This window comes from Micromonospora sp. C95 (assembly GCF_018070465.1).
Lineage (GTDB): Bacteria > Actinomycetota > Actinomycetes > Mycobacteriales > Micromonosporaceae > Micromonospora.
In genome coordinates this window covers 81,319-106,719 of sequence record NZ_JAGPXT010000011.1, presented here as the reverse complement: position 1 = coordinate 106,719, position 25,401 = coordinate 81,319, and the positions used below count along the sequence as shown (strand labels likewise).

The following is a 25,401-nucleotide window of genomic DNA, read 5'->3' as shown; positions in this document are numbered from 1 at the left end:
GAGCGGGCTGGGGCAGGATCGTCGGCATGGATCTCGGACTGACCGATCGGGTGTACCTGCTCACCGGCGCCTCCCGTGGGCTTGGTTACGCCACCGCTCAGTGCCTGGTGGCCGACGGCGCCCGGGTGGTGCTCTCCGCCCGGCACGCCGACGCGGTGGAGGCCGCCGTGGCCGGCCTCGGCGGGCCCGACCGGGCCGTCGGCGTCACCGCCGACCTGGCCGACCCGGCGACACCCGAACGGCTGCTGGCCACCGCACAGCACCACTTCGGCCGGGTCGACGGTGCCCTGGTCTCCGTCGGCGGACCGCCCGCCGGCAGCGCCGCGTCGGTCGACGACGAGCAGTGGCGGCAGTCCTTCGAGACCGTCTTCCTTGGCAGCGTCCGCACGGTACGAACGGTCGCCGCGGCACTGCCCGAGGGCGGCGCCATCGCACTCGTGCTCTCCACCTCGGCGCGCGGCCCGGTGCCCGGGCTCGGCATCTCCAACGGCCTGCGGCCGGGCCTGGCCGGCGTCGCCAAGGACGTCGCCGACGAGTACGGCCCGCGTGGCGTACGGGTGGTCGGGCTGCTGCCGGGGCGGATCCTGACCGACCGCAACCGGGAACTCTTCGCCGCCTCCGGCGACCCGGAACGGGCCCGGGCCGAGGCGGAGGCCGCCATCCCGCTGCGCCGCATCGGTGACCCCGCCGAGTTCGGTCGGGTCGCCGCCTTCGTGCTCTCCCCCGCAGCCAGCTACCTCACCGGCGTCACCGTGCCGGTCGACGGTGGCGCCCTGCGCGGCCTGTGACCGGCGACCAGCCGCCCCGCCCCGAGCGGCGGGCCGCCCACGGCAGGTCGCCGAGCCCGTCCCGGCCCGAGCCGGCCACCCCCGGCAGGACGACCAAGCCGTTCCGACCGGGGTCTGCGGAGCCGCGGTCACGGCCGTACCCGCGGCCGAGCCGGGAGGAACTGGCGGCCGCGGCCGACAAGACCATCCCGGACCTCATCGCCGTCGGGTTGGACGTGCTCTTCGTCGGGATCAACCCGGGGCTCTGGTCGGCGGCGACCGGGTGGCACTTCGCCCGTCCCGGCAACCGGTTCTGGCCGGCCCTGCACCGGGGCGGGTTCACCCCCCGCCTGCTGCACCCCAGCGAGCAGGGCGAACTGCCGGCGCTCGGGCTCGGCATCACCAACATGGTGGCTCGGGCCAGCGCCCGCGCCGACGAGCTGACCGCCGACGAGCTGGTCGACGGCGCCCGGCGGCTCACCGACAAGGTGGCCCGGCACCGGCCGCGCTGGGTCGCGGTGGTCGGGGTGACGGCGTACCGGATCGGCTTCGCCCGGCCCAAGGCGGGGTTCGGGCCGCAACCGGAGCAGTTGGCGGACGCCCGGCTGTGGGTGCTGCCCAACCCGAGCGGCCTGAACGCCCACTACACCCCGCAGACCCTCGGTGCCGCCTTCGCCGAACTCCACTCGGCCACCCTCGGGCGAGCAGGAGACACGCCCTAGTTGGCGGCGGCGGGCGGCATGGCCTCGTCGGCGATGTACTCCCGGGTGGGGATGACCACCGGCTCCGGGCCGGTGGCGTCGGCGTACGGGGTGGGCGAGTCGGCCACCGCGAACTGGGTGCGGTACAGCTCCGCGTAGAGGCCGCCGACCGCGACCAGCTCGTCGTGGCGGCCCCGCTCCACGATGCGGCCGTCGTCGAGAACCAGGATCTGGTCGGCGTCCCGCACGGTGGAGAGCCGGTGGGCGATCACCAGGGCGGTACGCCCGGTCAGCGCCACCGACAGCGCCCGTTGCACCGCCGCCTCGCTCTCCGAATCAAGGTGGGCGGTCGCCTCGTCGAGGATCACGATCGACGGCGCCTTGAGCAGCAACCGGGCGATGGCGATGCGCTGCTTCTCGCCGCCGGAGAAGCGGTAGCCGCGCTCGCCGACGGTGGTCTCGAGCCCGTCCGGCAGCGACCTGACCAGGTCGGCGACCTGCGCCCCGGCCAGCGCCGCCCACAGCTCGTCGTCGGTGGCGTCCGGCTTCGCGTAGCGCAGATTCTCCGCGATGGTCTCGTGGAACAGGTGTGAATCCTGGGTGACCACGCCGATCTCGTCGCGCAGCGAGTCGAGCCGAGCCTCCCGGACGTCGACGCCGCCGACGAGCACCTGCCCGTCGGTCACGTCGTAGATGCGGGAGATCAGCATGGACAGCGTGGACTTGCCGGCGCCGGAGGGCCCGACAAGCGCCACCATCTGACCCGGCTCGACGTTGAACGAGACGCCCTTGAGCACCGGTTCGTTCACCGTACGGTCCAGGGCGGCGACCTCCTCCAGCGAGGCGAGCGAGATCTCCGCGGCGCTCGGGTAGCGGAACCGGACGTCGCGGAACTCGACCCTCCCCGCGCCCTGGGGGATCCGCACCGCGTCGGGCCGTTCCTTGATGCCCGGTTGCAGGTCGAGCACCTCGAAGACCCGGTCGAACGAGACGAGCGCGCTCATCACGTCCACCCGGACGTTGCTCAGCGCGGTGAGCGGGCCGTAGAGGCGGGTGAGCAACAACGCGAGGGTCACCACGGTGCCGGCGCTGACCTGGCCGCTGACCGCGAGCCAGCCGCCGAGGCCGTAGGTCAGGGCCTGGGCAAGGGAGGCCACCAGCAGCATGGCCACGAAGAAGGTCCGCGAGTACATCGCGGAGGTGATGCCGATGTCGCGGACCCGTTCGGCGCGGGCGGCGAAGCGGGCCGCCTCGGCGTCGGGTCGACCGAAGAGCTTCACCAGCAACGCGCCGGCGACGCCGAACCGCTCGGTCATCGTCGCGTTCATCTTGGCGTCGAGGTCGTACGACTCGCGGGTGATCTCGGCCAGTCGTCGGCCCACCCGGCGCGCCGGGATGATGAACACCGGCAGCAGCACCAGTGACAGCGCCGTGATCTGCCAGGAGAGGGTCAGCATCACCACTGCGGTGAGGACCAGCTGGATCACGTTGCTGACCACGCCGGACAACGTCGAGGTGAACGCCCGCTGGGCCCCCATCACGTCGTTGTTGAGTCGACTCACCAGCGCACCGGTCTGGGTCCGGGTGAAGAACTGCAACGGCATCCGCTGCACGTGGTCGTAGACGCGGGTACGCAGGTCGAGGATGATGCCCTCGCCGATGCGGGCCGAATACCACCGCTGAGCCAGCGACAGGAGAGCGTCGGCCACCGCGAGCGCGGCGATGAACAGGGCCAGCCGGATCACCATCGCCCCGGCCTCGGCGCCACCCCGGGTGATCGTGTCGATCACGTCGCCGGCCAGCAGCGGGGTCGCCACCCCGATCACCGCGGCGACGATCACGGTGAGCAGGAAGACGACGATGTCGCGCCGGTAAGGGTGGGCGAAGGCGACGATCCGGCGGGCGACACCACGCTTGAGCCGGTGGGCGGAGATGTCGTCCTGGCTGCGCATCGAGCGGAGCATGCTCCAACCGCCCATGCCGCCAGCGGCCATGTGGTTGGACACGCTCACCTCCGGGTCGAGACGTCGTACACCGTCGGGTCAATTCTCCCGATGCCTACGACAACCACGCGAGTAACCCAGATCTTCCCGAACGGTCCTTACTATTCGCCCCGTCCGGCAAGATCCCGCAGTCGGCGCGTCTGCGCCTCCCGCTCGGCGCGCTGCTGCTCGGCATGGGTACGCCCGGCGGCGCCGGTGAGCAGCGCCTTGACCTCGACGACCGCGTCCCGGCTGGGGGCGAGCAGCCCAGCGGTCAGGTCACGCACCGCGTCGTCCAGCTCGGCGGTGGGAACCACAAGCGTGGCCAGCCCGATCCGGTCGGCCTCGACGGCGTCCATCCGTCGGCCGGTGGCACAGATCTCCAGCGCGCGGGCGTAGCCGACCAGCTCGACCAGGCGCTTGGTGCCGGCCAGGTCCGGCACCAGGCCCAACGTCACCTCGGCCATGGCGAACGTCGCATCATCGGCCAGCACCCGCAGGTCACAGGCGAGGGCGAGTTGGAAACCGGCACCGATGGCGTGCCCCTGGACGGCGGCGATCGAGATGACGTCCGGGCGGTGCAGCCAGGTGAACCCGCCCTGGTATTCGGCGATCCGGTCGGCGCACTCCTGCTCCGGCAGGGTGGTCAGTTCGGCGAAGGAACCCGGCCCGGAGGCACCGGCCACCGCCAGGTCGAGACCGGCGGAGAAGGACCGCCCTTCGCCGCGTACCACGACGACGCGCACGTCACCGGGAAGCGCCCGGGAGAATTCGCTCATCGCGCGCCACATCGCCGGCGTCTGCGCGTTGAGCACGTCGGGCCGGCACAGGGTGACCGTGGCGACCGGCCCGTCGCATTCCAGCCGGACCCCGGTCGCCTCGGCGGTCACCGGGCGGCCCGGGTCGCGGTGGTGGTGGCGGTGCTGCTGGACGACGCTGACGGGCGGGTCACGCCTTCTTGCGGCGCCGGGCGCCGCCGCGCTGCCGCAGCTGCACCCCGGACTCGGTGAGTACGCGGTGGATGAACCCGTACGATCGCCCGGTCGAGGCCGCGAGCGCCCGGATGCTCTCGCCCCCGGTGTACCGCTTGACGAGGTCCTTCGCGAGCGTCTGGCGCTCGGCTCCGACGATCCGGCGACCCTTCTCAGTGCTGGTGGCTGTGCCAGTGGCTGCCATGCTGTGTCCTCACGTCCCAGACTGTGCGGTTCGGATACGGTCCCACCTATTAGACCGTCTCGAACGATCATGCGCCAGATATCAACTATTCGCCAACCGACACGCTATGCAGTGTCAGCTTCCCGATAGGTGATGCCGCCGCCGGCTCAGGCCAGCTCGACCAGCTCCAGCAGGTCGTCGCTCCAGGCGTCCTCGTCACCGTCGGGCAGCAGGATCGCCCGGTCCGGCTTGAGCGCGAGGACCGCGCCCGGGTCGTGCGTGACCAGCACGATCGCGCCCGGATAGCGGGCGATGGCGTCGAGCACCTGCTCCCGGCTGACCGGGTCCAGGTTGTTCGTCGGCTCGTCGAGCAGCAGCACGTTGGCGCCCGAGCAGACCAGGGTGGACAGGGCCAACCGGGTCTTCTCCCCGCCGGAGAGCACCCCGGCGGGCTTGTCGACGTCCTCGCCGGAGAAGAGGAAAGCCCCCAGGATCTTCCGCAGCTCGGTGTCGGTCTGCTCGACCGCCGCCGCCCGCATGTTCTCCAGCACGGTCCGTTCCACGTCAAGCGTCTCGTGCTCCTGCGCGTAGTAGCCCAGGCGCAGGCCGTGGCCGGGGCGCACCTCGCCGGTGTCCGGCTCCAGCAGGCCGCCGAGCATCCGCAGCAGGGTGGTCTTGCCGGCCCCGTTGAGCCCGAGGATGGCCACCCGGGAACCCCGGTCCACCGCCACGTTCACGTCGGTGAAGATCTCCAACGAGCCGTACGACTTGGACAGGCCGGTCGCGGTCAGCGGGGTCTTTCCGCACGGCGCCGGTGCGGGAAAGCGCACCTTGGCCACCTTGTCGGCGACGCGTACCTCCTCCAGGCCGGACATCAGCCGTTCCGCGCGGCGGGCCATGTTCTGCGCGGCGACCGTCTTGGTGGCCTTGGCCCGCATCTTGTCGGCCTGGGCCATCAGCGCGCCGGCCTTCTTCTCGGCGTTGGCCCGCTCCCGGCGACGACGACGCTCGTCGGTCTCCCGCGCCTCCAGGTACGCCTTCCAGCCCAGGTTGTAGACGTCGACCACGCTGCGGGTGGCGTCCAGGAACCACACCTTGTTGACCACCGACTCCAGCAGGTCGCCGTCGTGGGAGATCACGATCAGGCCGCCCTTGTGGTTGGCCAGGAAACCCCGCAGCCAGGTGATCGAGTCGGCGTCGAGGTGGTTGGTCGGCTCGTCCAGCAGCAGAATGCCGCCGCCGTTCTCGCCCGCGTCCCGGAACAGGATCCGGGCCAGCTCGATGCGGCGACGCTGCCCGCCGGAAAGGGTGCCGATGGTCTGCGCCAGGGCCCGGTCGGGCAGCCCCAGGTTGGCGCAGATGCGGGCCGCCTCGGCCTCGGCCGCGTACCCGCCGAGTGCGGCGAACTGGTCCTCAAGCGCGCCGTAGCGGCGCACCAGGCGCTCGTCGGCGTCCTCGGCGAGCCGCGCCTCCAGCTCCTTCATCCCGGCCATCAGCGCGTCCAGGCCGCGGGCGGAGAGCACCCGGTCGCGGCCGGTGACGTCCAGGTCGCCGGTACGCGGGTCCTGCGGCAGGTAGCCGACGGCGCTGCGCCGGTCGACCTGCCCGGCGTACGGCTGGCCCTCCCCGGCGAGCACCTTGAGTGTGGTGGTCTTGCCGGCGCCGTTGCGCCCGACCAGGCCGATCCGGTCACCGGGCTGCACCCGCAGCGTGGTGTCGGACAGCAGGATCCGGGCTCCGGCGCGCAGTTCCAGGCCGGTGGCAGTGATCATTTCCAGGTACTCGCTCTCGAAATCCGAAGGGCTGACTCAGGGCACACGAAAGCGCCGGCGGATCCCACAGACCCGTCGGCGCGGGGCGTTCAGCCTTCGCAGCGCAGCACGGCGCCAAGTGTACCGGGCCCGGCTCGGTACCCCACGCGGATTACCGAGCAAGATCGTCGGGTACCGGATCGCCGACCGGACCCGGTTCCGGCCCACGAGCCACTTACTGATCGGGGTCACCATGGAGCTGAACGAGAATGCACGGATCGACACCAGTCAGGTGGAGGACCGGCGAGGTAGCGGCGGAGGCGGCGGTGGGATGGGCATCCCCATCCCGACCGGCGGCGGGCGCGGCGGCATCGTCGGCATCGTCATCGCCGTGCTGGTGGCCCTCGTCGGTGGCGGCTTCGGCCTGAACGCCATGACCGGCGGCGAGGAGCAGGGTGACAACGCCGCGCTTGAGCAGCGCTGCGCCGCGGAGAACGCACTGGAGCAGCTCGACTGCCGCAACACCCTCTACGTCAACTCGATCCAGGCGTACTGGCGCACCGCCCTGCCGCAGTCCCTCGGCGAGCAGTACCAACCGACCCGCACCGTCTTCTTCAGCCAGGCCGTGAACACCGCCTGCGGCCAGGCCGACTCCGGCGTCGGCCCGTTCTACTGCCCCGCCGACTCGCTGGTCTACATCGACCTCTCCTTCTACGAGGTGCTCGCCACCCAACTCGGTGCCGAGGGTGAGTTCGCCCAGCCGTACGTGCTGGCCCACGAGTACGGCCACCACGTGCAGAACCTGCTCGGCACCAACGAGCAGGTGCGCCGCCAGCAGCAGCGCGACCCGGGCAACGCCAACGACCTGTCGGTACGCCTGGAGTTGCAGGCCGACTGCTACGCGGGAGCGTGGGCGAAGAACGCCACCGGCACGGCCGACGAGAGCGGCCAGAAGATCTTCACCAGCATCACCGAGCGGGACATCGCCGAGGCGATCGACACCGCCGAGGCGATCGGCGACGACGCCATCTCCAAGCGCGCCGACCGGCCGGTCAACCCGGAAGAGTTCACCCACGGCTCGTCCGAGCAGCGCAAGCAGTGGTTCAACCGGGGGTACGACAGCGGCGACCCGGCCTCCTGCGACACCTTCAGCGGCGCGGTCTGACGCCCGTCACGCGGCGGGCCCGGTCACTGGTGACGGGGCCCGCGTCCGCGTGACCCGCCAGCCGAGCACCGCGCGATGTCCAGGACACCGCCATCAGCGGCTGGCCTCCGGCTGCGGCTCGCGGACCAGAATGCGGACCGACCGGGCGGCGACGACGGCAGCGACCAGCACCGCGTACCGGGGTTCGGGGACGTCGAGCAGCCGGTCGGCGCGCAGCGCGGCCAGCGGGGCGAGTCGACGGTCGGCCAGCACCGTGTCCACCGCCCGCCGGTCGCCACCGGCGACCAGCGCGTCGAGCCGGTCGACCGCCGGCAGCAGCAGGCGTACGGCGAGATCCGCCGCGTCGGCCAACGCCGCCTTGGTCTGGTTGTCCCGGCGGCGGGCGAAACGCTGCTGGGACCAACCACCGGCGGCGGTGCGACCCTGCACGTAGCGGGTGTCCACCTTGTGCACGCTCAGCTGCCCACCGTCGGCGACACCCATCGCCACCGCCCCTTTGCGGGCCAGCAACAGCCCGATACGGCGTGGCGCGACGGCCTCCCGCACGAAGGCCGCCAACTCCGCAGCGACCGGCGCTCCCGGAGGGGCGTGTAGTTCGGCGGTGGCACCGTCCGGGGCGGACAGCAGCAGGCCGTACTCCTGCCTGGTGACGGTGGGCGGGCCGTGCCGGTCGGTGAAGCCGGCGACCCAGCGGGCGATGCGGTCCGGATCGACCTCCACCCACCGGCCGCCCCCGGCGGCGGGTCGGCTGCTCATCACCCGACCGTACGGCACGGGCAGCCCGGGTCAGCCACCGAGGAGCATGCCGACGGCGAGCACGGTGATGATGGCGCTGGACAGCAGCGCGGTGACCAGCCGCCCACGATCGCTGGTGAGCACCCGTCCGATGAGTGAGCCACCCCCGGCGATCAGCAGCTGCCAGCTGGCCGAGGCGAGGAACACCCCGAGGGTGAAGACCACCGCGACGGCGGTGCCGGAGCCACCCAGGTCGGTCCGGCCGAGCACCAGCGCCGTGAAGTAGACGATGGTGGCCGGGTTGAGCAGGGTCAGCGCGAGGATCCCGACAAACGCCCGGGTAGGCGTGTCCAACCCACGCCGTATCGGTGGCGGACCGGATCCCGGAGCGGGCGTCGGTGCGTGGTTCGGGCACCGGCGTGGGCCGGGTACCCGCAGGGCGCGCCACGCGCCGTGGGCGGCGAGGGCGAGCAGCACCGTCGCGCCGGCCAGTCGCAGCGGCCCGGCGACCGGCGCGAGCCAGCCCACGACCACCGCGCCGCCGAGCGCCGCGACACCGGCGTAGAGCCCGTCGGCGGTGGCCACCCCGAGCGCGGCGGCGGCACCGACCCGGAACGAGGTCCGGGCGGTGAGCCCGAGGATGAGCACGGCGATCGCGCCGACCGGGACGGCCACGCCGTAGCCGGCGACCAGACCGGCGAGGAACGCGCCGGTCACGATCGACGGCGTGGCAAGACGCGGCCCGGCACGAGCCGCTGTCGGCGCGCGGCGGTGGCCACGGCGACAGGACACGGCTTCATCGGGTACGCCTCACTCACCGCGCCATCCTGCGGCGACCTGCCGCATCGGCGCCACGGATTTTCCGACCAGGGCGACACGCTCGCCCGTCTCGCCGGGAAGCCTGGTGTTCCGACCAGTGGCGCGCTGCCACGCGGCCGGCAGCGCCGACGAGTCGGCTCCGGTCAGTCCATCGCCGGGCACCCCTGCCTCATCGACGCTGTCGAGCTGAACCGTCCGCGCCCTCAGGCACCTGCGCCACCACGCACCCGGCACGGTCGCGCTTGATCGCGGACGAGAGCTCTGGGCGCGGCGCGGATGGCGTTCGGTCCCGAAAGGAGGCTTCAGCGCGTCACGGAGACCGTCGGTCCGGAATCGAGCGTGACCACGGCCGGCGCGCTCAAGGCGGGCGCCGCGTTCGGTTGCGATCCGCCCACGCGCTCAGCTCGACAGCGCCACAACACCCGTGCACGGGGCTTGCGGACCGCCGCATCCACCTGCTGACGGGGTGAGGGTGTCCCACCGCGCCGGTCAGGGAGCGCCCCGGGCGCGAGGCACGGACGGGGACCAGAGACGTCGGGCGCGGCACCCGGTGGATGCCGCGCCCGAGGTAGCACTCCAGAGCCTGCCCGGAGGAGCTGTCAGACGTTGAAGCCGAGGGAGCGGAGCTGGTCGCGACCCTCATCGGTGATCTTGTCCGGTCCCCACGGGGGCAGCCAGACCCAGTTGATCCGGATGTCGTCGACCAGGCCGCCGCCGGGGCCGGTGGTGAGCGCCTGACGGGCCTGGTCCTCGATCACGTCGGTGAGTGGGCAGGCCGCCGAGGTCAACGTCATGTCCAGGGTCGCCACGTTCTGGTCGTCGACGTGTACGCCATACACCAGGCCGAGGTCGACCACGTTGATGCCCAGCTCCGGGTCGACGACGTCCTTCATCGCCTCCTCGATGTCGGCGACGGCGGCCTTGCCGCCGACCGACGGGGTCACCGTGCCGTCGGTCGCCACGGCGCCCGACTCCGGCGTGCTGTTGGTCTGCTCGGTCATGCCTTCACCTCCGTCGGGCTCGCGCCCACACCGGCGCGTGCCGCAGCGTCCTTGAACGCCATCCACGGCAACAGCGCGCATTTGACCCGGGCGGGATAGCGGGCCACGCCCTCGAACGCCACCCCGTCACCGAGCACATCCTCGTCCGGCGTGACCTGACCACGGCCGGACATCAACGCCACAAACGCCTCGTGCACCTCGAACGCCTCCGTCGCACCCCGGCCGGTCAGCAGCTCGTGCAGCACGCTCGCGGACGCCTGGCTGATCGAACAGCCCATCCCGTCGTACGACACGTCGTGCAGCGTCGCACCGTCGGTGGCCACCCGGACAGTGATCTCGTCCCCGCAGGTCGGGTTGACGTGGTGCGCCTCGCCGACCCGGTCGGCCGGATCGGCGGCGTCGCGCAGCCCCCGACCGTGCGGGTGCTTGTAGTGGTCCAGGATGATCTCCTGGTAGAGCGACTCAAGCTGCATCAGGCGAACACCTTCCGCACCTGCTCCAGGCCCGCCACCAGCGCGTCGATCTCCTCGGTCGTGGTGTAGAGGTAGAACGAGGCCCGCGTGGTGGCCGGCACCCCGAACCGGGTGCAGACCGGGCGGGCGCAGTGATGTCCGACCCGCACCTGCACGCCGAGGGAGTCGAGCACCTGCCCCACGTCGTGCGGGTGCACGTCGCCGAGGGCGAACGAGATGGTGCCGCCCCGGCCGACCGGCACCTCCGGGCCGAAGATCCGCAGGCCGGGCACGCCGCCCAGGGCGTCCAGCGCGTACGCGGTCAGCTGCTTCTCGTACCACTGGATGGCCGGCATGCCGATGCCGGTGAGGTAGTCCACGGCCGCACCGAGCGCGACCGCCTCGGCGATCGGCGGGGTGCCGGCCTCGAAGCGGGCCGGTGGCGCGGCGTAGGTGGAGCCGCCCATCGTCACCGTCTCGATCATCGAGCCGCCACCGAACACCGGCGGCATCGCCGCCAGCAGCTCGGTCCGGCCCCAGAGCACCCCGATGCCGGTCGGCCCGCACATCTTGTGCCCGGTGAAGACGATGAAGTCCGCGTCCAGGTCGACCACGTCGATCGGCATGTGCGGCACCGACTGCGAGCAGTCCAGCAGCAGCAGCGCCCCCACCTCGCGGACCCGGGCGGTGATCCGCGAGGTGGCGTTGACGGTGCCGAGGATGTTCGACATGTGCACCAACGAGACGATCTTCGTCCGCTCGTTGACCAGGTCGGTCAGGCCCGACTCGTCCAGCCGGCCGTTGTCGGTGACCGGGAACCAGCGCAGCGTCGCGCCCGTCCGCTCGGCCAGCAACTGCCACGGGACGATGTTCGAGTGGTGCTCCATCTCGGAGATGACGATCTCGTCACCCGGCCCCAGCCGGAGCCGGGGGTCGGCGTCGGGACGCAGCGAGGCGTTGGAGAACGCGTACGCCACGATGTTGATCGCCTCGGTGGAGTTCTTGGTGAAGACCACCTCGTCGACGCTCGGCGCGTTGACGAACGCGGCGACCTTCGCCCGGGCCCCCTCGTACGCCTCGGTCGCCTCGGTGCCCAGCGTGTGCACGGAACGGGACACGTTGGCGTTGTGCCGGGCGTAGTGCTCGGCGAGTACGTCGAGCACCTGACGCGGCTTGTGCGAGGTGTTGGCGCTGTCCAGGTAGACCAGCGGATGCCCGTTGACCTCCCGATCGAGGATCGGGAAGTCGGCGCGTACCGCCGCCACGTCGTAGCGCGGCACGTCGTCGTACTGCGGCATCCCCGGCGGGATCGCGATGGTGGTCATCGTGGTGACCGCCCCTTCCTTCGGGGTCAGACCCGCGCCGGACCGGCCCCGGCTGCGTACCGCTCGTAGCCGGACTCCTCCAGCTTGTCGGCCAGTTCCGGGCCGCCCTGCTCGACGATCCGGCCGGCGACGAAGACGTGCACGTAGTCGGGCTTGATGTAGCGCAGGATCCGGGTGTAGTGGGTGATCAGCAGCAGGCCGGTGTCGCCGGTGTCGCGCACCCGGTTCACGCCCTCGCTCACCACGCGCAGCGCGTCCACGTCGAGGCCCGAGTCGGTCTCGTCGAGGATTGCCATCTTCGGCTTGAGCAGCTCCAGCTGCACGATCTCGTGGCGCTTCTTCTCCCCGCCGGAGAAGCCCTCGTTGACGTTGCGCTGGGCGAAGGCCGGGTCCATGTGCAGCCGCTCCATGGCACCGCGCAGCTCGCCGCCCCAGGTGCGCAGCTTCGGCGCCTCGCCGTCGATGGCGGTCTTGGCGGTACGCAGGAAGTTCGCCACCGACACGCCGGGCACCTCGACCGGGTACTGCATGGCGAGGAAGAGGCCGGCGCGGGCCCGCTCGTCGACGGACATCTCCAGGACGTCCTCGCCGTCCAGGGTCACCGAGCCGCCGGTGATCTCGTACTTCGGGTGGCCGGCGACCGAGTACGCCAGGGTCGACTTGCCGGAGCCGTTCGGGCCCATGATCGCGTGGGTCTCCCCCGACTTCACGGTCAGGTCGACGCCGTGCAGGATCGGCTTGAGCTCACCCTCGGGCAGCTTCACCGACACCTGCAGGTCGCGGATCTCCAGGGTGCTCATTATCGGGTCACTCCATTGCTCGGCTTCGGGCGGCCGTCGTCGCCCACGGGAAGGTAGATGTCACCGTCGCGGACTTCGACGGGGTAGACGGGTACGGGTTCGGTGGCGGGCAGTCCGGTGGGCTCGCCGGTACGCAGGTCGAAACGGGAGCCGTGCAGCCAGCACTCAAGCGTGCAGCCCTCGACCTCTCCCTCGGAGAGCGCCACGGCCGCGTGCGAGCACTCGTCGAACACGGCGTAGAACTGGTCGTCCTCGCCGTGCACGAGCGCGATCTGGATGCCGTCGACGTCGGCGCTGATCGCGGTGCCCTTCGGCACGTCCTCGACGGCGCAGATGCGGATCATCAGGCGCCCGCCTTGGTCAGCCGCGCCTCGATCGCGTCCCCCAGCCGCTCCCGCAGGGACTCCACCGGGATCTTGTGCAGCAGCTCGGCGAAGAAGCCGCGCACCACCAGCCGGCGGGCCTCGCCCTCCGGGATGCCCCGGGCCATCAGGTAGAACAACTGCTCGTCGTCGAAGCGACCGGTGGCGCTGGCGTGGCCGGCACCGGCGATCTCGCCGGTCTCGATCTCCAGGTTCGGCACCGAGTCGGCTCGGGCACCGTCGGTGAGCAGCAGGTTCCGGTTGATCTCGTACGTGTCGGTGCCGGTCGCCTCGGCCCGGATCAGCACGTCGCCGACCCAGACGGTACGGGCGCTCTCCCCCTGCAACGCGCCCCGGTAGCCCACGTGGCTGCGGCAGTCCGGCACGGTGTGGTCGACCAGCTGGCGGTGCTCCTGGTGCTGCCCGGAGTCGGCGAAGTAGACGCCGTACAGCTCGGCCTCGCCGCCCCGGTCGGTGTACTCCACGGTGGTGTACTGCCGGACCAGGTCACCGCCGAGGGTGACCTGGACGTGCAGCACCCGGGCGTCGCGCCCCAGTCGCACCTTCAGGTGCTGCGCCTGCACCGCGTCGTCGGCCCAGTCGGCGACGGTGACCAGGGTGAGCTTCGCCCCGTCACCCACCGACACCTCGACGTTGTCCGCCAGGGTGGCCGAGCCGACATGCTCCAGCACCAGGATCGTCTCGGCGAACCGGCCCACCTCGATCACGGTGTGCCCGAAGGCCGGGCCCTCGCCGCCCTCGCCGACCGCCCGGAGGATGGTCGGGCCGCTGATCACCGCGTCCTGCGCCACCCGCACCAGCAGCGCCTGGCTGGCCCCGGTGTACGCCAACGCGCTGACCCGGTCGAACGGGGTGAGCACGTTGCCGACCCGCGGGTCGTCGTGGCCGATCCGCTCCACGGTCACGCCCTCGGGCAGGTCGGCGAACTCGTGCCGCACCGTGCCGGTGGCGGTCGGGTCGTCACCGACCAGCCCACGCAGCCGCTTGAGCGGGGTGAAACGCCACTCCTCCTCCAGGCCGGTCAGGGCCGGGAAGTCGGCGACATCGTACGAACGCAGCGCCTGCGACTTGGTGCTGGGCGGCGCGGAAGCCTGGGTAGTCATCTCGTCCTTGCTTGTGTCTACGACGACGGTGTCCGGTGCTCTGGTGCGGCCGGGGTCAGCCGACCGCGCCCTCCATCTGCAGCTCGATCAGGCGGTTGAGCTCCAGGGCGTACTCCATGGGCAGTTCCTTGGCGATCGGCTCGATGAAGCCGCGCACGATCATCGCCATCGCCTCGTCCTCGCTCATGCCCCGGCTCATCAGGTAGAAGAGCTGGTCGTCGCTGACCTTGGAGACGGTCGCCTCGTGCCCCATCGACACGTCGTCCTCGCGGATGTCGACGTAGGGGTAGGTGTCGGAGCGGGAGATGGTGTCGACGAGCAGGGCGTCGCACTTGACCGTGCTGGCGCTGCTGTGCGAGCCCTCCAGCACCTGCACCAGACCCCGGTACGAGGTCCGGCCGCCACCCCGGGCGATCGACTTCGACACGATGGTGCTGCTGGTGTGCGGTGCCGCGTGCACCATCTTGGCGCCGGCGTCCTGGTGCTGCCCCTCGCCGGCCATGGCCACCGAGAGCACCTCACCCTTGGCGTGCTCGCCGGTCATGTAGACCGCCGGGTACTTCATGGTGACCTTGGAGCCGATGTTGCCGTCGATCCACTCCATGGTCGCGCCCTCGTGGCACACGGCGCGCTTGGTGACCAGGTTGTAGACGTTGTTCGACCAGTTCTGGATGGTCGTGTAACGGCACCGGGCGTTCTTCTTGACGACGATCTCCACCACGGCGCTGTGCAGCGAGTCCGAGGAGTAGATGGGCGCGGTGCAGCCCTCGACGTAGTGCACGTACGCACCCTCGTCGACGATGATCAGCGTCCGCTCGAACTGGCCCATGTTCTCGGTGTTGATCCGGAAGTACGCCTGCAGCGGGATCTCCACGTGCACGCCCTTCGGCACGTAGATGAACGAGCCACCGGACCACACGGAGGTGTTCAGCGCGGCGAACTTGTTGTCGCCGACCGGGATCACCGTGCCGAAGTACTCCTTGAACAGGTCCTCGTGCTCCTTGAGGGCGGTGTCGGTGTCGAGGAAGACGACACCCTGCTCCTCCAGGTCCTCACGGATCTTGTGGTAGACCACCTCGGACTCGTACTGGGCTGCCACACCGGCGACGAGGCGCTGCTTCTCCGCCTCCGGGATGCCCAGCTTGTCGTAGGTGTTCTTGATGTCCTCGGGCAGGTCCTCCCAGCTGGCGGCCTGCTTCTCGGTGGAGCGCACGAAGTACTTGATGTTGTCGAAGTTGATCCCGGTGAGGTCGGCGCCCCAGGCCGGCATCGGCTTGCGCCCGAACAACCGCAGGCCCTTCAGGCGCAGGTCGAGCATCCAGGCCGGCTCGTTCTTCTTGGCCGAGATGTCCCGCACCACCGCCTCGTTGAGGCCGCGCTGAGCCGAGGCCCCGGCAACGTCCGGGTCGGCCCAGCCGTACTCGTAGTTGCCCAGGGCGGCGAGCTGCTCCTCCTGGGTCAGGGGCTGGACGATCTGCTCGGTCATCTATCTGTCCTCACAGTGGTGACGGTCTTACCGGACTGGGCGTGCGGCGAACCCGGGATGTGCGTGGTGCACACCCCGTCGCCGTGCGCGATGGTGGCCAGGCGCTGCACGTGGGTGCCGACCAGGCGGGAGATCACCATGGTCTCGGCCTCGCACAGTTGGGGAAACTCGGCGGCCACGTGCGCCACCGGGCAGTGGTGTTGGCAGAGCTGGCCGCCGGAGGCGATCGTGGAGGCACTGGCAGCGTATCCCTCCGCGGTCAGCGCCGCGGCCAGTGCCTCGGCACGGGCCATCGGATCGTCGCCCGCGTCGGCCAGGGCGGCCTGACAACGCGCCTCCAGGGCGGCCACCTGCTCGGCGGCGAACCGCTCCACCGCCTGCGACCCGCCGGTGCGGGCGATCCAGCGCAGCGCGGCGGTGGCCATGTTGTCGTAGTGATGGGTGCCACACCGGCTGCGGGCGGCGTCGGTGAGCAGGAACACCTTGGCCGGCCGGCCGCGTCCGCGGTGACCGCGTACGGTCTGCTCGCGGGCCACGACGTCACCCTCGGCGAGCATCGCGTCCAGGTGCCGGCGGATCGCCGCCGGGCTGAGCCCGAGCGCGTCGCCCAACTGGGCGGCGGTGGCGGCGCGGCGTTCCAGCAGCAGCAGGGTGACCCGGTCCCGGGTCGACGCCTCACCGGTCGGCGCGGCCTGGATGCTGGTCGTGGCGGGTGGGACGTGGGTGCCCGGCAGCGACCGGCCGGCGACCGTACCGGCCGTCGGCTGGTGCCCGGTGAGCCCCGCCGCGTTTTTCACAACGCCCACGTTACGTAATTCGACCAGGGCCCGCAAACGTGACCCCGGTGATCCGAACCACCGCACGGGCGGAGTCACCCGATCGGTGACAACTACGTTGCGTAGGATTCGCCTCGTGAAGCGACCCGACCGTTCCCTGGTCTCCAGCACCCTGCTGCGTCGGCTGGCGTTCGCCAACATCGTGGCGAACGCCGCGATCGTCGTCACCGGCGGGGCGGTGCGGTTGACCGCCTCCGGGTTGGGCTGCCCCACCTGGCCCCGGTGCACCGACGAGTCGTACACCGCCACCGCCGAGATGGGCGTGCACGGAGCGATCGAGTTCGGCAACCGCCTGCTCACCTTCGTGCTGGTGCTGATCGCGGGTGCCACGCTGCTGGCCGTCCTGGCGCACCGTCCCCGGCGACGCGGTGCGGTGCCGCTGGCGCTGGCCGTCGTCCTCGGCATCGTGGCGCAGGCGGTGATCGGCGGGATCACCGTCCGCACCCAGCTGCATCCCTCGATCGTGGGCATTCACTTCGTGGTGTCGATGTTGCTGCTGCTCGTCGCGTACGCCCTGTGGCGGCGGGTGAGCGAGCCGGACGGTCGCACGGTGCCCGTGGTGCCGCCGGCCCTGCGGGCCCTCGCCTGGATCACCGTGGTGGCCAGCGCGGCGGTGATCGTCCTCGGGGTGGCGGTGACCGGCAGCGGCCCGCACGCCGGTGACGCCGACGCCGTCCGCAACGGCCTGGACCCGCAGACCATCTCCCAGGTCCACGCCGACCTGGTCTTCCTGCTCGTCGGCCTGACCGTGGGCCTGTGGCTGGCGCTGCGCGCGGTCGGCGCACCGGCCCGGGCCGCGCGGGCCGCGCTGACCCTGCTCCTGGTCGAGCTGGGCCAGGGGCTGATCGGCTTCGTGCAGTACTTCACGAACCTGCCGGCGCTGCTTGTCGGCCTGCACATGCTCGGCTCCTGCCTGGTCTGGCTCGCCACCCTCGCCGTGCTCTGGTCCACCCGCGAACGCCACCCCGCCGACTCCCCCACCCCCGCCGACTCATCCGTCCCCGCCGACCCCTCCCAGCCCGCCCCCGCCCTCGCCTGACCTCGCGTTGATCATGAAGTTGTTGTCACGCCACGCAGGGGCGGGCGACAACAACATCATGATCAACCTGGCCGGGGCGGGACAGGGGGTGGGGTGGGAGGGGATGGGGGTGGGGTGGGGTGGGAGAGGTGGCGGGCGATGGCGTGGGCTAGGCGGTGGGGGGCGCCGGCGGAGTGGGCGAGGAAGAGTGAGGGCTCGGTCAGTTCCAGTTCCACGAGCACGGGGGTGCCGTCGGGGCCGGGGATCAGGTCGACCCGGGCGTAGAGCAGGCGGTCGGACCCGCCCGGCACCGCCGCGAGGGTCTGCGCCGCGACGGCGAGCTGCGCCGGCTGTGCCGTGCGGGCAGTGATCTCCTCGACCTTGTACAGCGCCTCGACACCCTCGTCCGGCCCGGTGAGCATCGGGCCCTTGCGGATGGCGTGACTGAAGGTCAGCCCGGTCGGGCCGGCGAGGAAGAGCAGCGCGGTCTCGCCGACGGTGTCCACCGCGGTCAGGTACGGCTGGACCATGGCCACCCGGCCGGCCACGCCGAGCCGACGTACGTGGGCCATCGCGAGGTCCCGGTGCCCGGGGTCGGCCAGGTCGTACCGGCCGGTGTCCTGGCTGCCGGCGCTCACCGCCGGTTTGATGACGTACTCGCCCTGGTCGGCGGGCGGCTGCCACGGCCCACCGGGCAACACCCAGGCGGTGGGAACGGTGGGTACGCCGGCTGCCGACAACTCGTCGAGGTAGCGCTTGTCGGTGTTCCAGCGCACCACGTCCGCCGGATTGACCAGCCGCGGCACGCGCGCGGCCCAGGCGACGAACTCGTCCCGGCGGGACATGTAGTCCCAGGGCGAGCGGAGCACGGCCAGGTCGTAGCGGGCCCAGTCGACGGCCGGGTCGTCCCAGACGACGGGTTCGGCGACGATCCCCCGCTCCGCCAGCGGAGCCACCACGAGGCGATCGTCGTCGTCGAGGTCGGCCAGTTCGGTGCAGGTGACGAGAGCGACCCGGGGTTTCCCCCGGGTCGACTGGTGGTGATCGGTCAATTTATCTCAACGGGCCATGGTGCGTCGGGCCATCGAACGCCAGAGGTCGTTGCTCGGGCGCATCTGGTCCATCAGCTCCCGTTCCCAGGCGTTCTCCACGGCGACCCCGGCCTGCGCACAGGCCTCGCGGGCGGTCACCGTGTCCTCGGCGAACTGGTCGCCCCACGCGCCGTCGGAGCCCACCAGGACGATGCGGGCACCACGCTTGCCGACGTACTCGATGACCGCCTTCGCCCCGCCATGCTCGGCGGCGAACGACCTGATGCCCGCGACCAGGCCGTTGGGGGCCTGCCCGGAGGCGGTCTGATCAGCCGTCAGCGTCGTATCGGAACCATCTGCCATAACGTGAAGACTAAGCAGAGATGCACTCGGACGGGCGAGAACCATCAACCTTTTGTGATACCCATTACCCGCAGGTTTAAGGAAGACCAAAGGCGTTTCGCCCGTATTTATCAGCATCAGATCGGGCGCATCGGAGCGACAGAACGGCCGCAAACGGACGGACCGTCAGAGCAGCGCGTCGAGCGCTGCGGCGGCGAAGACGATGGTCAGGTACGACGTCGACCAGTGGAACAGGCGCATCGGCTTGACCGGTTCGCCCCGACGGGCCCGCCCCGCGAGCCGGTGCGCCTCGGCCAGGAAGATCACGCCGACCACAAGCGTCGGGACGCCGTAAACCGCACTCAGCCCCAACGCCCACACGGCCAGCGAGGTCAGCACGGTCAGCCAGGCGAACAGCACGATCTCGGCGTTCACCCGCCGCACCGAGGCGACCACCGGGAGCATCGGGATGCCGGCCCGCGCGTAGTCGTCCTTGTACTTCATCGCCAGCGGATAGAAGTGCGGCATCTGCCAGAAGAAGACCACCCCGAACAGCGCCCACGCCACCGGCGACAGCGAGCCGGTCACCGCCGCCCAGCCGATCAGCACCGGTGCGGCGCCGCAGGCGCCGCCCCAGAAGGTGTTCGCCGTCGTCGTGCGCTTGAGCCACAGGGTGTAGACGACGTCGTAGTAGACGATCGCGGCCAGCGTGAGCCCGGCGGCGAGCAGGTTGGTGAAGGCCGCCATCAACGCGACCGAGACCACCGCCAGCACCAGCCCGAAGATCAGCGCGTTGCGGGGTGTCACGGTGTGCGCCGGCAGCGGGCGCCGCTTCGTCCGCCGCATCAGCTGGTCGATGTCCCGGTCGATGTAGCAGTTGAGCACGCTGGCCGCGCCTGCCGCGAGCGAGCCGCCGACCAGCACCACCGCGACCAGCCACAGCGACGGCAGCCCGCCCTGCGCGAGCATCATCGCCGGCACCGTGGTGACCAGCAGCAACTCCACGATCCGCGGCTTGGTGAGCGTCACGTATGCCGCCACCACCGCCCGCAGGTCGCGGGGGCGGGCTGGGGTCTCCCCGGCCGTACGCACCGGCGGCTGCCCGGCAGGGTTACTGACGGGGCGCTCGGTGATCATGCTCACGGATTGCCACCTTCCGGCGTCGGGAGGGGAGGTCACGGCGGCGGGACCGGCTCGGGTCCACACACCGACCCACACACTACGCGCCGTCGTTTTGGCTGCCCGGGCGACCCGGCAACGGTGCCAGTCGTCACACCGGAGGCTGGTGGAAGGACCGGCGGCGGGGGGTGAACCGCGAGACACGCCCGAAACGTACAGACCAGCATGCTGAGATCCTCGGGCGCACGTTTAGCCGCGCTCGATAGGGTCACCACTGAGGGTTCCGCCCATCTCGCCGAGGAGCACAAACCACCGTGGCTGCCAACCGACCCGAGCACCCCGCACTTGACTGGTCCGATCTCGACCGCCGTGCCGTGGACACCGTCCGCGTCCTGGCCATGGATGCCGTGGAGAAATCCGGCAACGGCCACCCGGGCACCGCGATGAGCCTCGCCCCTGCGGCGTACCTGCTGTTCAACCGGGTGATGCGGCACAACCCGGCCGATCCGAACTGGCCGGGTCGGGACCGCTTCGTGCTCTCCGCCGGGCACTCCAGCCTGACGCTCTACATCCAGCTCTTCCTCGCCGGCTACCCGCTCAGCCTGGACGACCTCAAGTCGCTGCGGCAGTGGGGTTCGCTGACCCCGGGGCACCCCGAGCACGGGCACACCCCCGGTGTGGAGACCACCACCGGCCCGCTCGGGCAGGGCCTGGGCAACGCCGTCGGCATGGCCATGGCGGCACGGCGCGAGCGCGGCCTGTTCGACCCGGAGGCCGAGGCCGGTGAGTCCGCCTTCGACCACCACATCTGGTGCATCGCCTCCGACGGCGACATCGAGGAGGGCATCAGCCACGAGGCCAGCGCCCTGGCCGGGCACCAGCAGCTGGGCAATCTCTGCGTGATCTACGACGACAACGAGATCTCGATCGAGGACGACACCCGGATCGCGTTGAGCGAGGACGTCGCGGCCCGCTACGCCGCGTACGGCTGGCACGTGCAGACCGTCGACTGGCGGCGCGGCGACGCCGACAAGGGTGACTACCACGAGAACGTCGCGGAGTTGTACCAGGCGCTGCTGGCCGCCAGGGCAGAGACCGCCCGCCCGTCGTTCATCGCGCTGCGCACCATCATCGGCTGGCCGGCACCGAACAAGCAGAACACCGGCAAGATCCACGGCTCGGCGCTGGGCGCCGACGAGGTGGCCGCCACCAAGGAGATCCTCGGCTTCGACCCGGCCGGCTCGTTCGAGGTCACCGAGGAGGTGCTCGGCCACACCCGGTCGGCGCTGCGGCGCGGCGAGGCCGCGCAGCAGGAGTGGACGGCCGCCTTCGACGCGTGGTCGCAGGCCAACCCGGAGCGCCGCGCCCTCTACGACCGGCTGGCCGGCCGGACGCTGCCCGAGGGCTGGGCGGACGCCCTGCCGGAGTTCCCCGCCGACGCCAAGGGAGTCGCCACCCGGGCCGCCTCCGGCAAGGTGCTGGCCGCCCTCGCGCCGGTGCTGCCCGAGCTGTGGGGCGGCTCGGCCGACCTGGCCGAGAGCAACAACACCACGATGAAGGGCGAGCCCTCCTTCGTCCCCAGCCAGTACGCCACCAAGGAGTTCCCCGGCCACGAGTACGGCCGGACGCTGCACTTCGGCATCCGTGAGCACGCCATGGGCGCGATCCTCAACGGCATCGCCCTGCACGGCGGCACCCGCCCGTACGGCGGCACCTTCCTGGTGTTCAGCGACTACATGCGGCCCTCGGTCCGGTTGGCCGCGCTGATGAAGCTGCCGGTGGTCTACGTCTGGACGCACGACTCCATCGGTCTCGGCGAGGACGGCCCGACCCACCAGCCGGTGGAGCACCTGACCGCGCTGCGGGCCATCCCCGGCCTGGACGTGGTGCGTCCGGCCGACGCCAACGAGACCGCCTGGGCCTGGCGGCAGGCGCTGGAGCACACCGACCGGCCGACCGCGCTGGCGCTGAGCCGGCAGGCGCTGCCGACGTTTGACCGCACCCAGTTGGCCAGCGCCGAAGGGGTCGCCAAGGGTGGCTACGTGCTGGCCGAGGCATCCAACGGCAAGCCTGAGGTGATCATCGTTGGTACCGGCTCCGAGGTGCAGCTCTGCCTCACCGCCCGGGAGCGGCTGGAGGCCGACGGCACCCCCACCCGGGTGGTGTCGATGCCCTGTCAGGAGTGGTTCTTCGAGCAGGACGAGGCGTACCGGGAGTCGGTGCTGCCGCGCGGGGTAAAGGCCCGGGTGAGCGTGGAGGCGGGCATCGCGATGTCCTGGCGCGGCATCGTCGGCGACTGCGGTGAGAGCGTCAGCATCGAGCACTACGGCGCGAGTGCCCCGCACTCCGTGCTCTTCGAGCAGTTCGGCTTCACCCCGGACCGGATCGTCGCCGCCGCACACGCGGCGCAGACCCGGGTCGGCGACATCACCGGTTTCACGACCGGCAACTGAGGGAGGCGTTGGCGCACATGACGACCGACAGGCTGGGCGAGCTGACCGCCGCGGGAGTGGCGGTCTGGCTCGACGATCTTTCCCGGGTACGTCTCAACTCCGGTGGGCTGGACCAGCTGCGCCGGGACAAGCACGTGGTCGGGGTCACCACCAACCCGACGATCTTCGCCAAGGCGTTGAGCGACGCCGACGAGTACGACTGGCAGCTACGGGACCTGGCCGCCCGGGGCGTCGACACCGAAGAGGCCGTCCGCATGCTCACCACGTACGACGTGCGGTGGGCCTGCGACGTGATGCGCCCGTCGTACGACGCCAGCGCGGGCGTCGACGGCCGGGTCTCCATCGAGGTGGATCCGCGACTGGCCCACGACTCGCAGCGCACCGTGGCCGAGGCCCGGGCGCTGTGGTGGCTGGTCGACCGGCCGAACCTGTTCATCAAGATCCCGGCGACCGAGGCCGGTCTGCCGGCGATCACCGCGGCGCTGGCCGAGGGGATCAGCGTCAACGTCACGCTCATCTTCGGCCTGGACCGCTACTCCCAGGTGATGGAGGCGTTCGTGGCCGGCCTGGAGCAGGCCAAGGCGAACGGCCACGACCTGAGCACCATCGGCTCGGTGGCCTCGTTCTTCGTCTCCCGGGTCGACACCGAGGTCGACGCCCGGCTGGAGAAGATCGGCTCCGCCGAGGCCAAGGCGCTGCGTGGCAAGGCCGCGGTGGCCAACGCCCGGTTGGCGTTCGAGCGCTACAGCCAGGTCTTCGGCACCGACCGCTGGCGGGCGCTGGCCGACGCCGGCGCCCATCCGCAGCGTCCGCTGTGGGCCTCCACCTCGACCAAGAACCCGGACTACCGGGACGTCATCTACGTCGAGGAGCTGATCGCGCCCGGCACGGTCAACACCATGCCGGAGTCGGTCATCCACGCCTACGCCGAGCACGGCGAGACCCACCCGGACACCGTCACCGGCGCGTACGACGACGCCCGGGAGGTCTTCGCCGCCCTGGAGTCGGTGGGCGTGGACCTGGCCGACGTGATCGCCACGTTGGAGCGCGAGGGCGTGGCGAAGTTCGAGGCGAGCTGGCAGGAACTGCTCGACGGCGTCCGCAAGTCGCTGGCCGCCGCCGGCCAGGGCAGCGGCAGCCCGGGCGACGCCGCCCGCGGCAACGCCGACGCCGCCATGCGCGCCGGCGGAAATGCGTGACGGTGCCGTCGTCCGGCAGCATCCACGCCGCCACCTGGACCGGGTGGCGGCGTGGGACGCCGGTGCTGCGGGAACGGTTCGCAGGTGGGTAGCTTTCTTCAGACAACCGGTACGGTCGACGTTGATCTACCGGTGCCCGGATACCCGTACTCAGCTGCGGAGTCGCCGGTGACCGGCGTCCCTGGCCGGCCGGCGCGGTCGCTACGGGCATGACGATTGACGACGTGGACGAGCGGAGCGAGGAGGCGGCGTGAACCCGCTGCGCGACCCGCAGGATCGGCGACTGCCCCGGATCCCGGAGCCGTGCGCTCTGGTGATCTTCGGGGTGACCGGTGACCTGGCCCAGAAGAAACTGCTACCTGCGGTCTACGACCTGGCCAACCGGGGGCTGCTGCCGCCCGGCTTCGTGGTCGTCGGGTTCGCCCGGCGGGACTGGGGCGACGGCGACTTCGCCTCGCTGGCCCGCGAGGCGGCCCGGGCGCACGCCCGGACACCGTGGCGGGAGGAGGTGTGGTCGCGGCTCGAACACAACATCAAGTTCGTCGGCGGGTCGTTCGGTGACGACACCGCCTTCGACAATCTCGCGCGCTGCCTGGAAGGTCTGCGCGACAGCCACGGCATCCACGGCAACGCGGCCTTCTACTTCTCCATCCCACCGGCGGCGTTCCCGGTGGTGCTCAAGCAACTGGCCCGCACGGGCATGGCCGACAACGAGAAGTGCGGCGGCTGGCGCCGGGTGGTGGTGGAGAAGCCGTTCGGCAACGACCTGCCCTCGGCCAAGGCGCTCAACGACCTGGTCGACGACGTCTTCACCCGGCAGGACGTCTTCCGCATCGACCACTACCTGGGCAAGGAGACGGTCCAGAACATCCTCGCCCTGCGCTTCGCCAACAGCCTCTTCGAGCCGCTGTGGAACTCGCAGTACGTCGACTCGGTGCAGATCACCATGGCCGAGGACGTCGGGATCGGCAGCCGGGCGGGCTTCTACGACTCGGTCGGCACCGCCCGCGACGTGTTGCAGAACCACCTGCTGCAACTGCTCGCCCTGGTGGCGATGGAGGAGCCGACCAGCTTCGACGCCGACGAGATCCGGGCCGAGAAGCTCAAGGTGCTCAAGGCCATCACGCTGCCGAAGGACGTCAGCCAGGGCACGGTACGCGGCCAGTACCTGCCCGGCTGGGTCGGTGGCCAGCGGGCCAAGGGCTACCTGGAGGAGGACGGCGTCCCGGAGACGTCGACCACCGAGACGTACGTGGCGGTGCGGCTGGGCATCCAGAACCGCCGGTGGGCGGAGGTGCCGTTCTACATCCGGGCCGGCAAGCGGCTGCCGCGGCGGGTCACCGAGGTCGCGGTGATGTTCAAGCAGGCGCCGCACCTGCCGTTCACCGCGGCCGACATGGAGATGCTCGGCAACAACCAGCTGGTGATCCGGGTGCAGCCGGACGAGGGCGTGGTGCTCAAGTTCGGGTCGAAGGTGCCCGGCACGACCATGGAGGTCCGCGACATCGCGATGGACTTCCAGTACGGCGAGGCGTTCACCGAGTCCAGCCCGGAGGCGTACGAGCGACTGGTGCTGGACGTGCTGATCGGCGACCGGACGCTGTTCCCGGACGCCGCCGAGGTCGAGCAGAGCTGGGCCGTGGTGGACCCGCTGGAGCACGCCTGGGAGAGCACCAAGCCCGAGCCCTACCGGTCCGGTGAGTGGGGCCCCCGGGCCGCCGACGAGATGCTGGCCCGCGAGGGCCGGGCCTGGCGGCGGGCATGAGCGAGCGGAACAG

At 71.1% G+C, this 25,401-nt stretch carries 24 protein-coding genes; 7 read left to right on the top strand and 17 right to left on the bottom strand.

What is annotated here, in order from left to right; all coding sequences use genetic code 11:
* Window positions 1-26 precede the first annotated feature (26 nt).
* On the top strand, window positions 27-788 hold the full coding sequence (locus KBX00_RS15645) for an SDR family oxidoreductase (RefSeq protein ID WP_210827545.1): 762 nt from the start codon (window positions 27-29) through the stop codon (window positions 786-788).
* Window positions 785-1,489: a G/U mismatch-specific DNA glycosylase gene (gene mug, locus KBX00_RS15640; protein ID WP_210827544.1), complete on the top strand. Its 705-nt coding sequence runs from the start codon at window positions 785-787 to the stop codon at window positions 1,487-1,489. Before KBX00_RS15645 ends, mug begins: the two co-directional genes overlap by 4 nt.
* Here the strand turns inward: mug and KBX00_RS15635 are convergent.
* The 4 genes from KBX00_RS15635 to KBX00_RS15620 form a co-directional block, all read right to left on the bottom strand.
* Complete coding sequence (locus KBX00_RS15635) at window positions 1,486-3,462, bottom strand: ABC transporter ATP-binding protein (protein WP_210827655.1); 1,977 nt, start codon at window positions 3,460-3,462, stop codon at window positions 1,486-1,488. The genes mug and KBX00_RS15635 overlap by 4 nt on opposite strands.
* A gap of 110 nt (window positions 3,463-3,572) precedes the next feature.
* On the bottom strand, window positions 3,573-4,340 hold the full coding sequence (locus KBX00_RS15630) for an enoyl-CoA hydratase/isomerase family protein (RefSeq protein WP_210827543.1): 768 nt from the start codon (window positions 4,338-4,340) through the stop codon (window positions 3,573-3,575).
* A gap of 58 nt (window positions 4,341-4,398) precedes the next feature.
* Window positions 4,399-4,626, bottom strand: a complete 228-nt coding sequence (locus KBX00_RS15625) for a helix-turn-helix domain-containing protein (protein ID WP_007072022.1) — start codon at window positions 4,624-4,626, stop codon at window positions 4,399-4,401.
* 146 nt (window positions 4,627-4,772) lie between these two features.
* Window positions 4,773-6,377 (bottom strand): ABC-F family ATP-binding cassette domain-containing protein, encoded by a 1,605-nt coding sequence (locus tag KBX00_RS15620; protein WP_210827542.1) that lies wholly within the window; start codon window positions 6,375-6,377, stop codon window positions 4,773-4,775.
* 232 nt (window positions 6,378-6,609) lie between these two features.
* Between KBX00_RS15620 and KBX00_RS15615 the strand changes: the two genes are divergently transcribed.
* Entirely contained in the window at window positions 6,610-7,521 is a 912-nt protein-coding gene (locus tag KBX00_RS15615; RefSeq protein ID WP_210827541.1) for a neutral zinc metallopeptidase, read from the top strand.
* Between the two features lie 93 nt (window positions 7,522-7,614).
* Here the strand turns inward: KBX00_RS15615 and KBX00_RS15610 are convergent, their stop codons facing one another.
* The 10 genes from KBX00_RS15610 to KBX00_RS15565 form a co-directional block, all read right to left on the bottom strand.
* Window positions 7,615-8,277, bottom strand: a complete 663-nt coding sequence (locus tag KBX00_RS15610; RefSeq protein ID WP_210827540.1) for an acVLRF1 family peptidyl-tRNA hydrolase — start codon at window positions 8,275-8,277, stop codon at window positions 7,615-7,617.
* A 30-nt stretch (window positions 8,278-8,307) separates the two neighbouring features.
* Complete coding sequence (locus KBX00_RS15605; protein ID WP_210827537.1) at window positions 8,308-8,973, bottom strand: LysE family transporter; 666 nt, start codon at window positions 8,971-8,973, stop codon at window positions 8,308-8,310.
* Window positions 8,974-9,674: 701 nt separating this feature from the next.
* Complete coding sequence (locus KBX00_RS15600) at window positions 9,675-10,076, bottom strand: metal-sulfur cluster assembly factor (protein ID WP_210827535.1); 402 nt, start codon at window positions 10,074-10,076, stop codon at window positions 9,675-9,677.
* On the bottom strand, window positions 10,073-10,549 hold the full coding sequence (gene sufU, locus KBX00_RS15595; protein ID WP_210827533.1) for a Fe-S cluster assembly sulfur transfer protein SufU: 477 nt from the start codon (window positions 10,547-10,549) through the stop codon (window positions 10,073-10,075). Before sufU ends, KBX00_RS15600 begins: the two co-directional genes overlap by 4 nt.
* The gene (locus KBX00_RS15590) at window positions 10,549-11,853 is read right to left on the bottom strand and encodes a cysteine desulfurase (RefSeq protein WP_210827532.1); all 1,305 of its coding nucleotides are present in this window, start codon (window positions 11,851-11,853) and stop codon (window positions 10,549-10,551) included. The genes sufU and KBX00_RS15590 overlap by 1 nt, the downstream gene beginning before the upstream one ends.
* A gap of 26 nt (window positions 11,854-11,879) precedes the next feature.
* A complete protein-coding gene (gene sufC / locus KBX00_RS15585; protein WP_164448279.1) occupies window positions 11,880-12,653 on the bottom strand; it encodes a Fe-S cluster assembly ATPase SufC in 774 nt (257 codons plus the stop codon).
* On the bottom strand, window positions 12,653-12,997 hold the full coding sequence (locus tag KBX00_RS15580) for a non-heme iron oxygenase ferredoxin subunit (RefSeq protein WP_210827531.1): 345 nt from the start codon (window positions 12,995-12,997) through the stop codon (window positions 12,653-12,655). The genes sufC and KBX00_RS15580 overlap by 1 nt, the downstream gene beginning before the upstream one ends.
* The gene (sufD, locus tag KBX00_RS15575; RefSeq protein WP_210827530.1) at window positions 12,997-14,139 is read right to left on the bottom strand and encodes a Fe-S cluster assembly protein SufD; all 1,143 of its coding nucleotides are present in this window, start codon (window positions 14,137-14,139) and stop codon (window positions 12,997-12,999) included. The genes KBX00_RS15580 and sufD overlap by 1 nt, the downstream gene beginning before the upstream one ends.
* A 55-nt stretch (window positions 14,140-14,194) precedes the next feature.
* Window positions 14,195-15,625 (bottom strand): Fe-S cluster assembly protein SufB, encoded by a 1,431-nt coding sequence (gene sufB, locus KBX00_RS15570; protein WP_210827529.1) that lies wholly within the window; start codon window positions 15,623-15,625, stop codon window positions 14,195-14,197.
* Window positions 15,622-16,422 carry a helix-turn-helix transcriptional regulator gene (locus KBX00_RS15565; RefSeq protein ID WP_374225306.1) on the bottom strand — a complete coding sequence of 267 codons (801 nt, stop codon included), beginning with the start codon at window positions 16,420-16,422 and terminating at the stop codon, window positions 15,622-15,624. Before KBX00_RS15565 ends, sufB begins: the two co-directional genes overlap by 4 nt.
* Window positions 16,423-16,537: 115 nt before the next feature.
* On the opposite strand from KBX00_RS15565, the gene KBX00_RS15560 reads away from it, so the two are divergent.
* On the top strand, window positions 16,538-17,500 hold the full coding sequence (locus KBX00_RS15560) for a heme A synthase (RefSeq protein WP_210827528.1): 963 nt from the start codon (window positions 16,538-16,540) through the stop codon (window positions 17,498-17,500).
* A gap of 62 nt (window positions 17,501-17,562) precedes the next feature.
* Here KBX00_RS15560 and KBX00_RS15555 read toward each other — a convergent pair whose 3' ends face one another.
* The 3 genes from KBX00_RS15555 to KBX00_RS15545 form a co-directional block, all read right to left on the bottom strand.
* The gene (locus KBX00_RS15555) at window positions 17,563-18,531 is read right to left on the bottom strand and encodes a RimK family alpha-L-glutamate ligase (protein WP_210827527.1); all 969 of its coding nucleotides are present in this window, start codon (window positions 18,529-18,531) and stop codon (window positions 17,563-17,565) included.
* Window positions 18,532-18,537: 6 nt separating this feature from the next.
* On the bottom strand, window positions 18,538-18,873 hold the full coding sequence (locus KBX00_RS15550) for a hypothetical protein (RefSeq protein ID WP_210827525.1): 336 nt from the start codon (window positions 18,871-18,873) through the stop codon (window positions 18,538-18,540).
* Window positions 18,874-19,038: 165 nt separating this feature from the next.
* The gene (locus KBX00_RS15545; RefSeq protein WP_210827523.1) at window positions 19,039-19,995 is read right to left on the bottom strand and encodes a heme o synthase; all 957 of its coding nucleotides are present in this window, start codon (window positions 19,993-19,995) and stop codon (window positions 19,039-19,041) included.
* A 290-nt stretch (window positions 19,996-20,285) separates the two neighbouring features.
* Between KBX00_RS15545 and tkt the strand changes: the two genes are divergently transcribed.
* The 3 genes from tkt to zwf all read left to right on the top strand — a co-directional run bounded on the left by tkt (window position 20,286) and on the right by zwf (window position 25,388).
* Entirely contained in the window at window positions 20,286-22,424 is a 2,139-nt protein-coding gene (gene tkt, locus KBX00_RS15540) for a transketolase (RefSeq protein ID WP_210827521.1), read from the top strand.
* Window positions 22,425-22,441: 17 nt separating this feature from the next.
* A complete protein-coding gene (gene tal, locus KBX00_RS15535; protein ID WP_210827519.1) occupies window positions 22,442-23,623 on the top strand; it encodes a transaldolase in 1,182 nt (393 codons plus the stop codon).
* A 250-nt stretch (window positions 23,624-23,873) separates the two neighbouring features.
* On the top strand, window positions 23,874-25,388 hold the full coding sequence (zwf, locus tag KBX00_RS15530; protein WP_210827517.1) for a glucose-6-phosphate dehydrogenase: 1,515 nt from the start codon (window positions 23,874-23,876) through the stop codon (window positions 25,386-25,388).
* The last annotated feature ends 13 nt before the right edge of the window (window positions 25,389-25,401 follow it).

Bases quoted from the DNA above. Each gene is read 5' to 3' on its own strand.
- KBX00_RS15645 (WP_210827545.1), top strand. From the start codon at position 27: ATGGATCTCGGACTGACCGATCGGGTGTACCTGCTCACCGGCGCCTCC.
- KBX00_RS15635 (WP_210827655.1), bottom strand. From the start codon at position 3,462: ATGGCCGCTGGCGGCATGGGCGGTTGGAGCATGCTCCGCTCGATGCGC.
- KBX00_RS15625 (WP_007072022.1), bottom strand. From the start codon at position 4,626: ATGGCAGCCACTGGCACAGCCACCAGCACTGAGAAGGGTCGCCGGATC.
- KBX00_RS15620 (WP_210827542.1), bottom strand. From the start codon at position 6,377: ATGATCACTGCCACCGGCCTGGAACTGCGCGCCGGAGCCCGGATCCTG.
- KBX00_RS15615 (WP_210827541.1), top strand. From the start codon at position 6,610: ATGGAGCTGAACGAGAATGCACGGATCGACACCAGTCAGGTGGAGGAC.
- KBX00_RS15610 (WP_210827540.1), bottom strand. From the start codon at position 8,277: ATGAGCAGCCGACCCGCCGCCGGGGGCGGCCGGTGGGTGGAGGTCGAT.
- KBX00_RS15600 (WP_210827535.1), bottom strand. From the start codon at position 10,076: ATGACCGAGCAGACCAACAGCACGCCGGAGTCGGGCGCCGTGGCGACC.
- sufU (WP_210827533.1), bottom strand. From the start codon at position 10,549: ATGCAGCTTGAGTCGCTCTACCAGGAGATCATCCTGGACCACTACAAG.
- KBX00_RS15590 (WP_210827532.1), bottom strand. From the start codon at position 11,853: ATGACCACCATCGCGATCCCGCCGGGGATGCCGCAGTACGACGACGTG.
- sufC (WP_164448279.1), bottom strand. From the start codon at position 12,653: ATGAGCACCCTGGAGATCCGCGACCTGCAGGTGTCGGTGAAGCTGCCC.
- KBX00_RS15580 (WP_210827531.1), bottom strand. From the start codon at position 12,997: ATGATCCGCATCTGCGCCGTCGAGGACGTGCCGAAGGGCACCGCGATC.
- sufD (WP_210827530.1), bottom strand. From the start codon at position 14,139: ATGACTACCCAGGCTTCCGCGCCGCCCAGCACCAAGTCGCAGGCGCTG.
- sufB (WP_210827529.1), bottom strand. From the start codon at position 15,625: ATGACCGAGCAGATCGTCCAGCCCCTGACCCAGGAGGAGCAGCTCGCC.
- KBX00_RS15550 (WP_210827525.1), bottom strand. From the start codon at position 18,873: ATGGCAGATGGTTCCGATACGACGCTGACGGCTGATCAGACCGCCTCC.
- tal (WP_210827519.1), top strand. From the start codon at position 22,442: ATGACGACCGACAGGCTGGGCGAGCTGACCGCCGCGGGAGTGGCGGTC.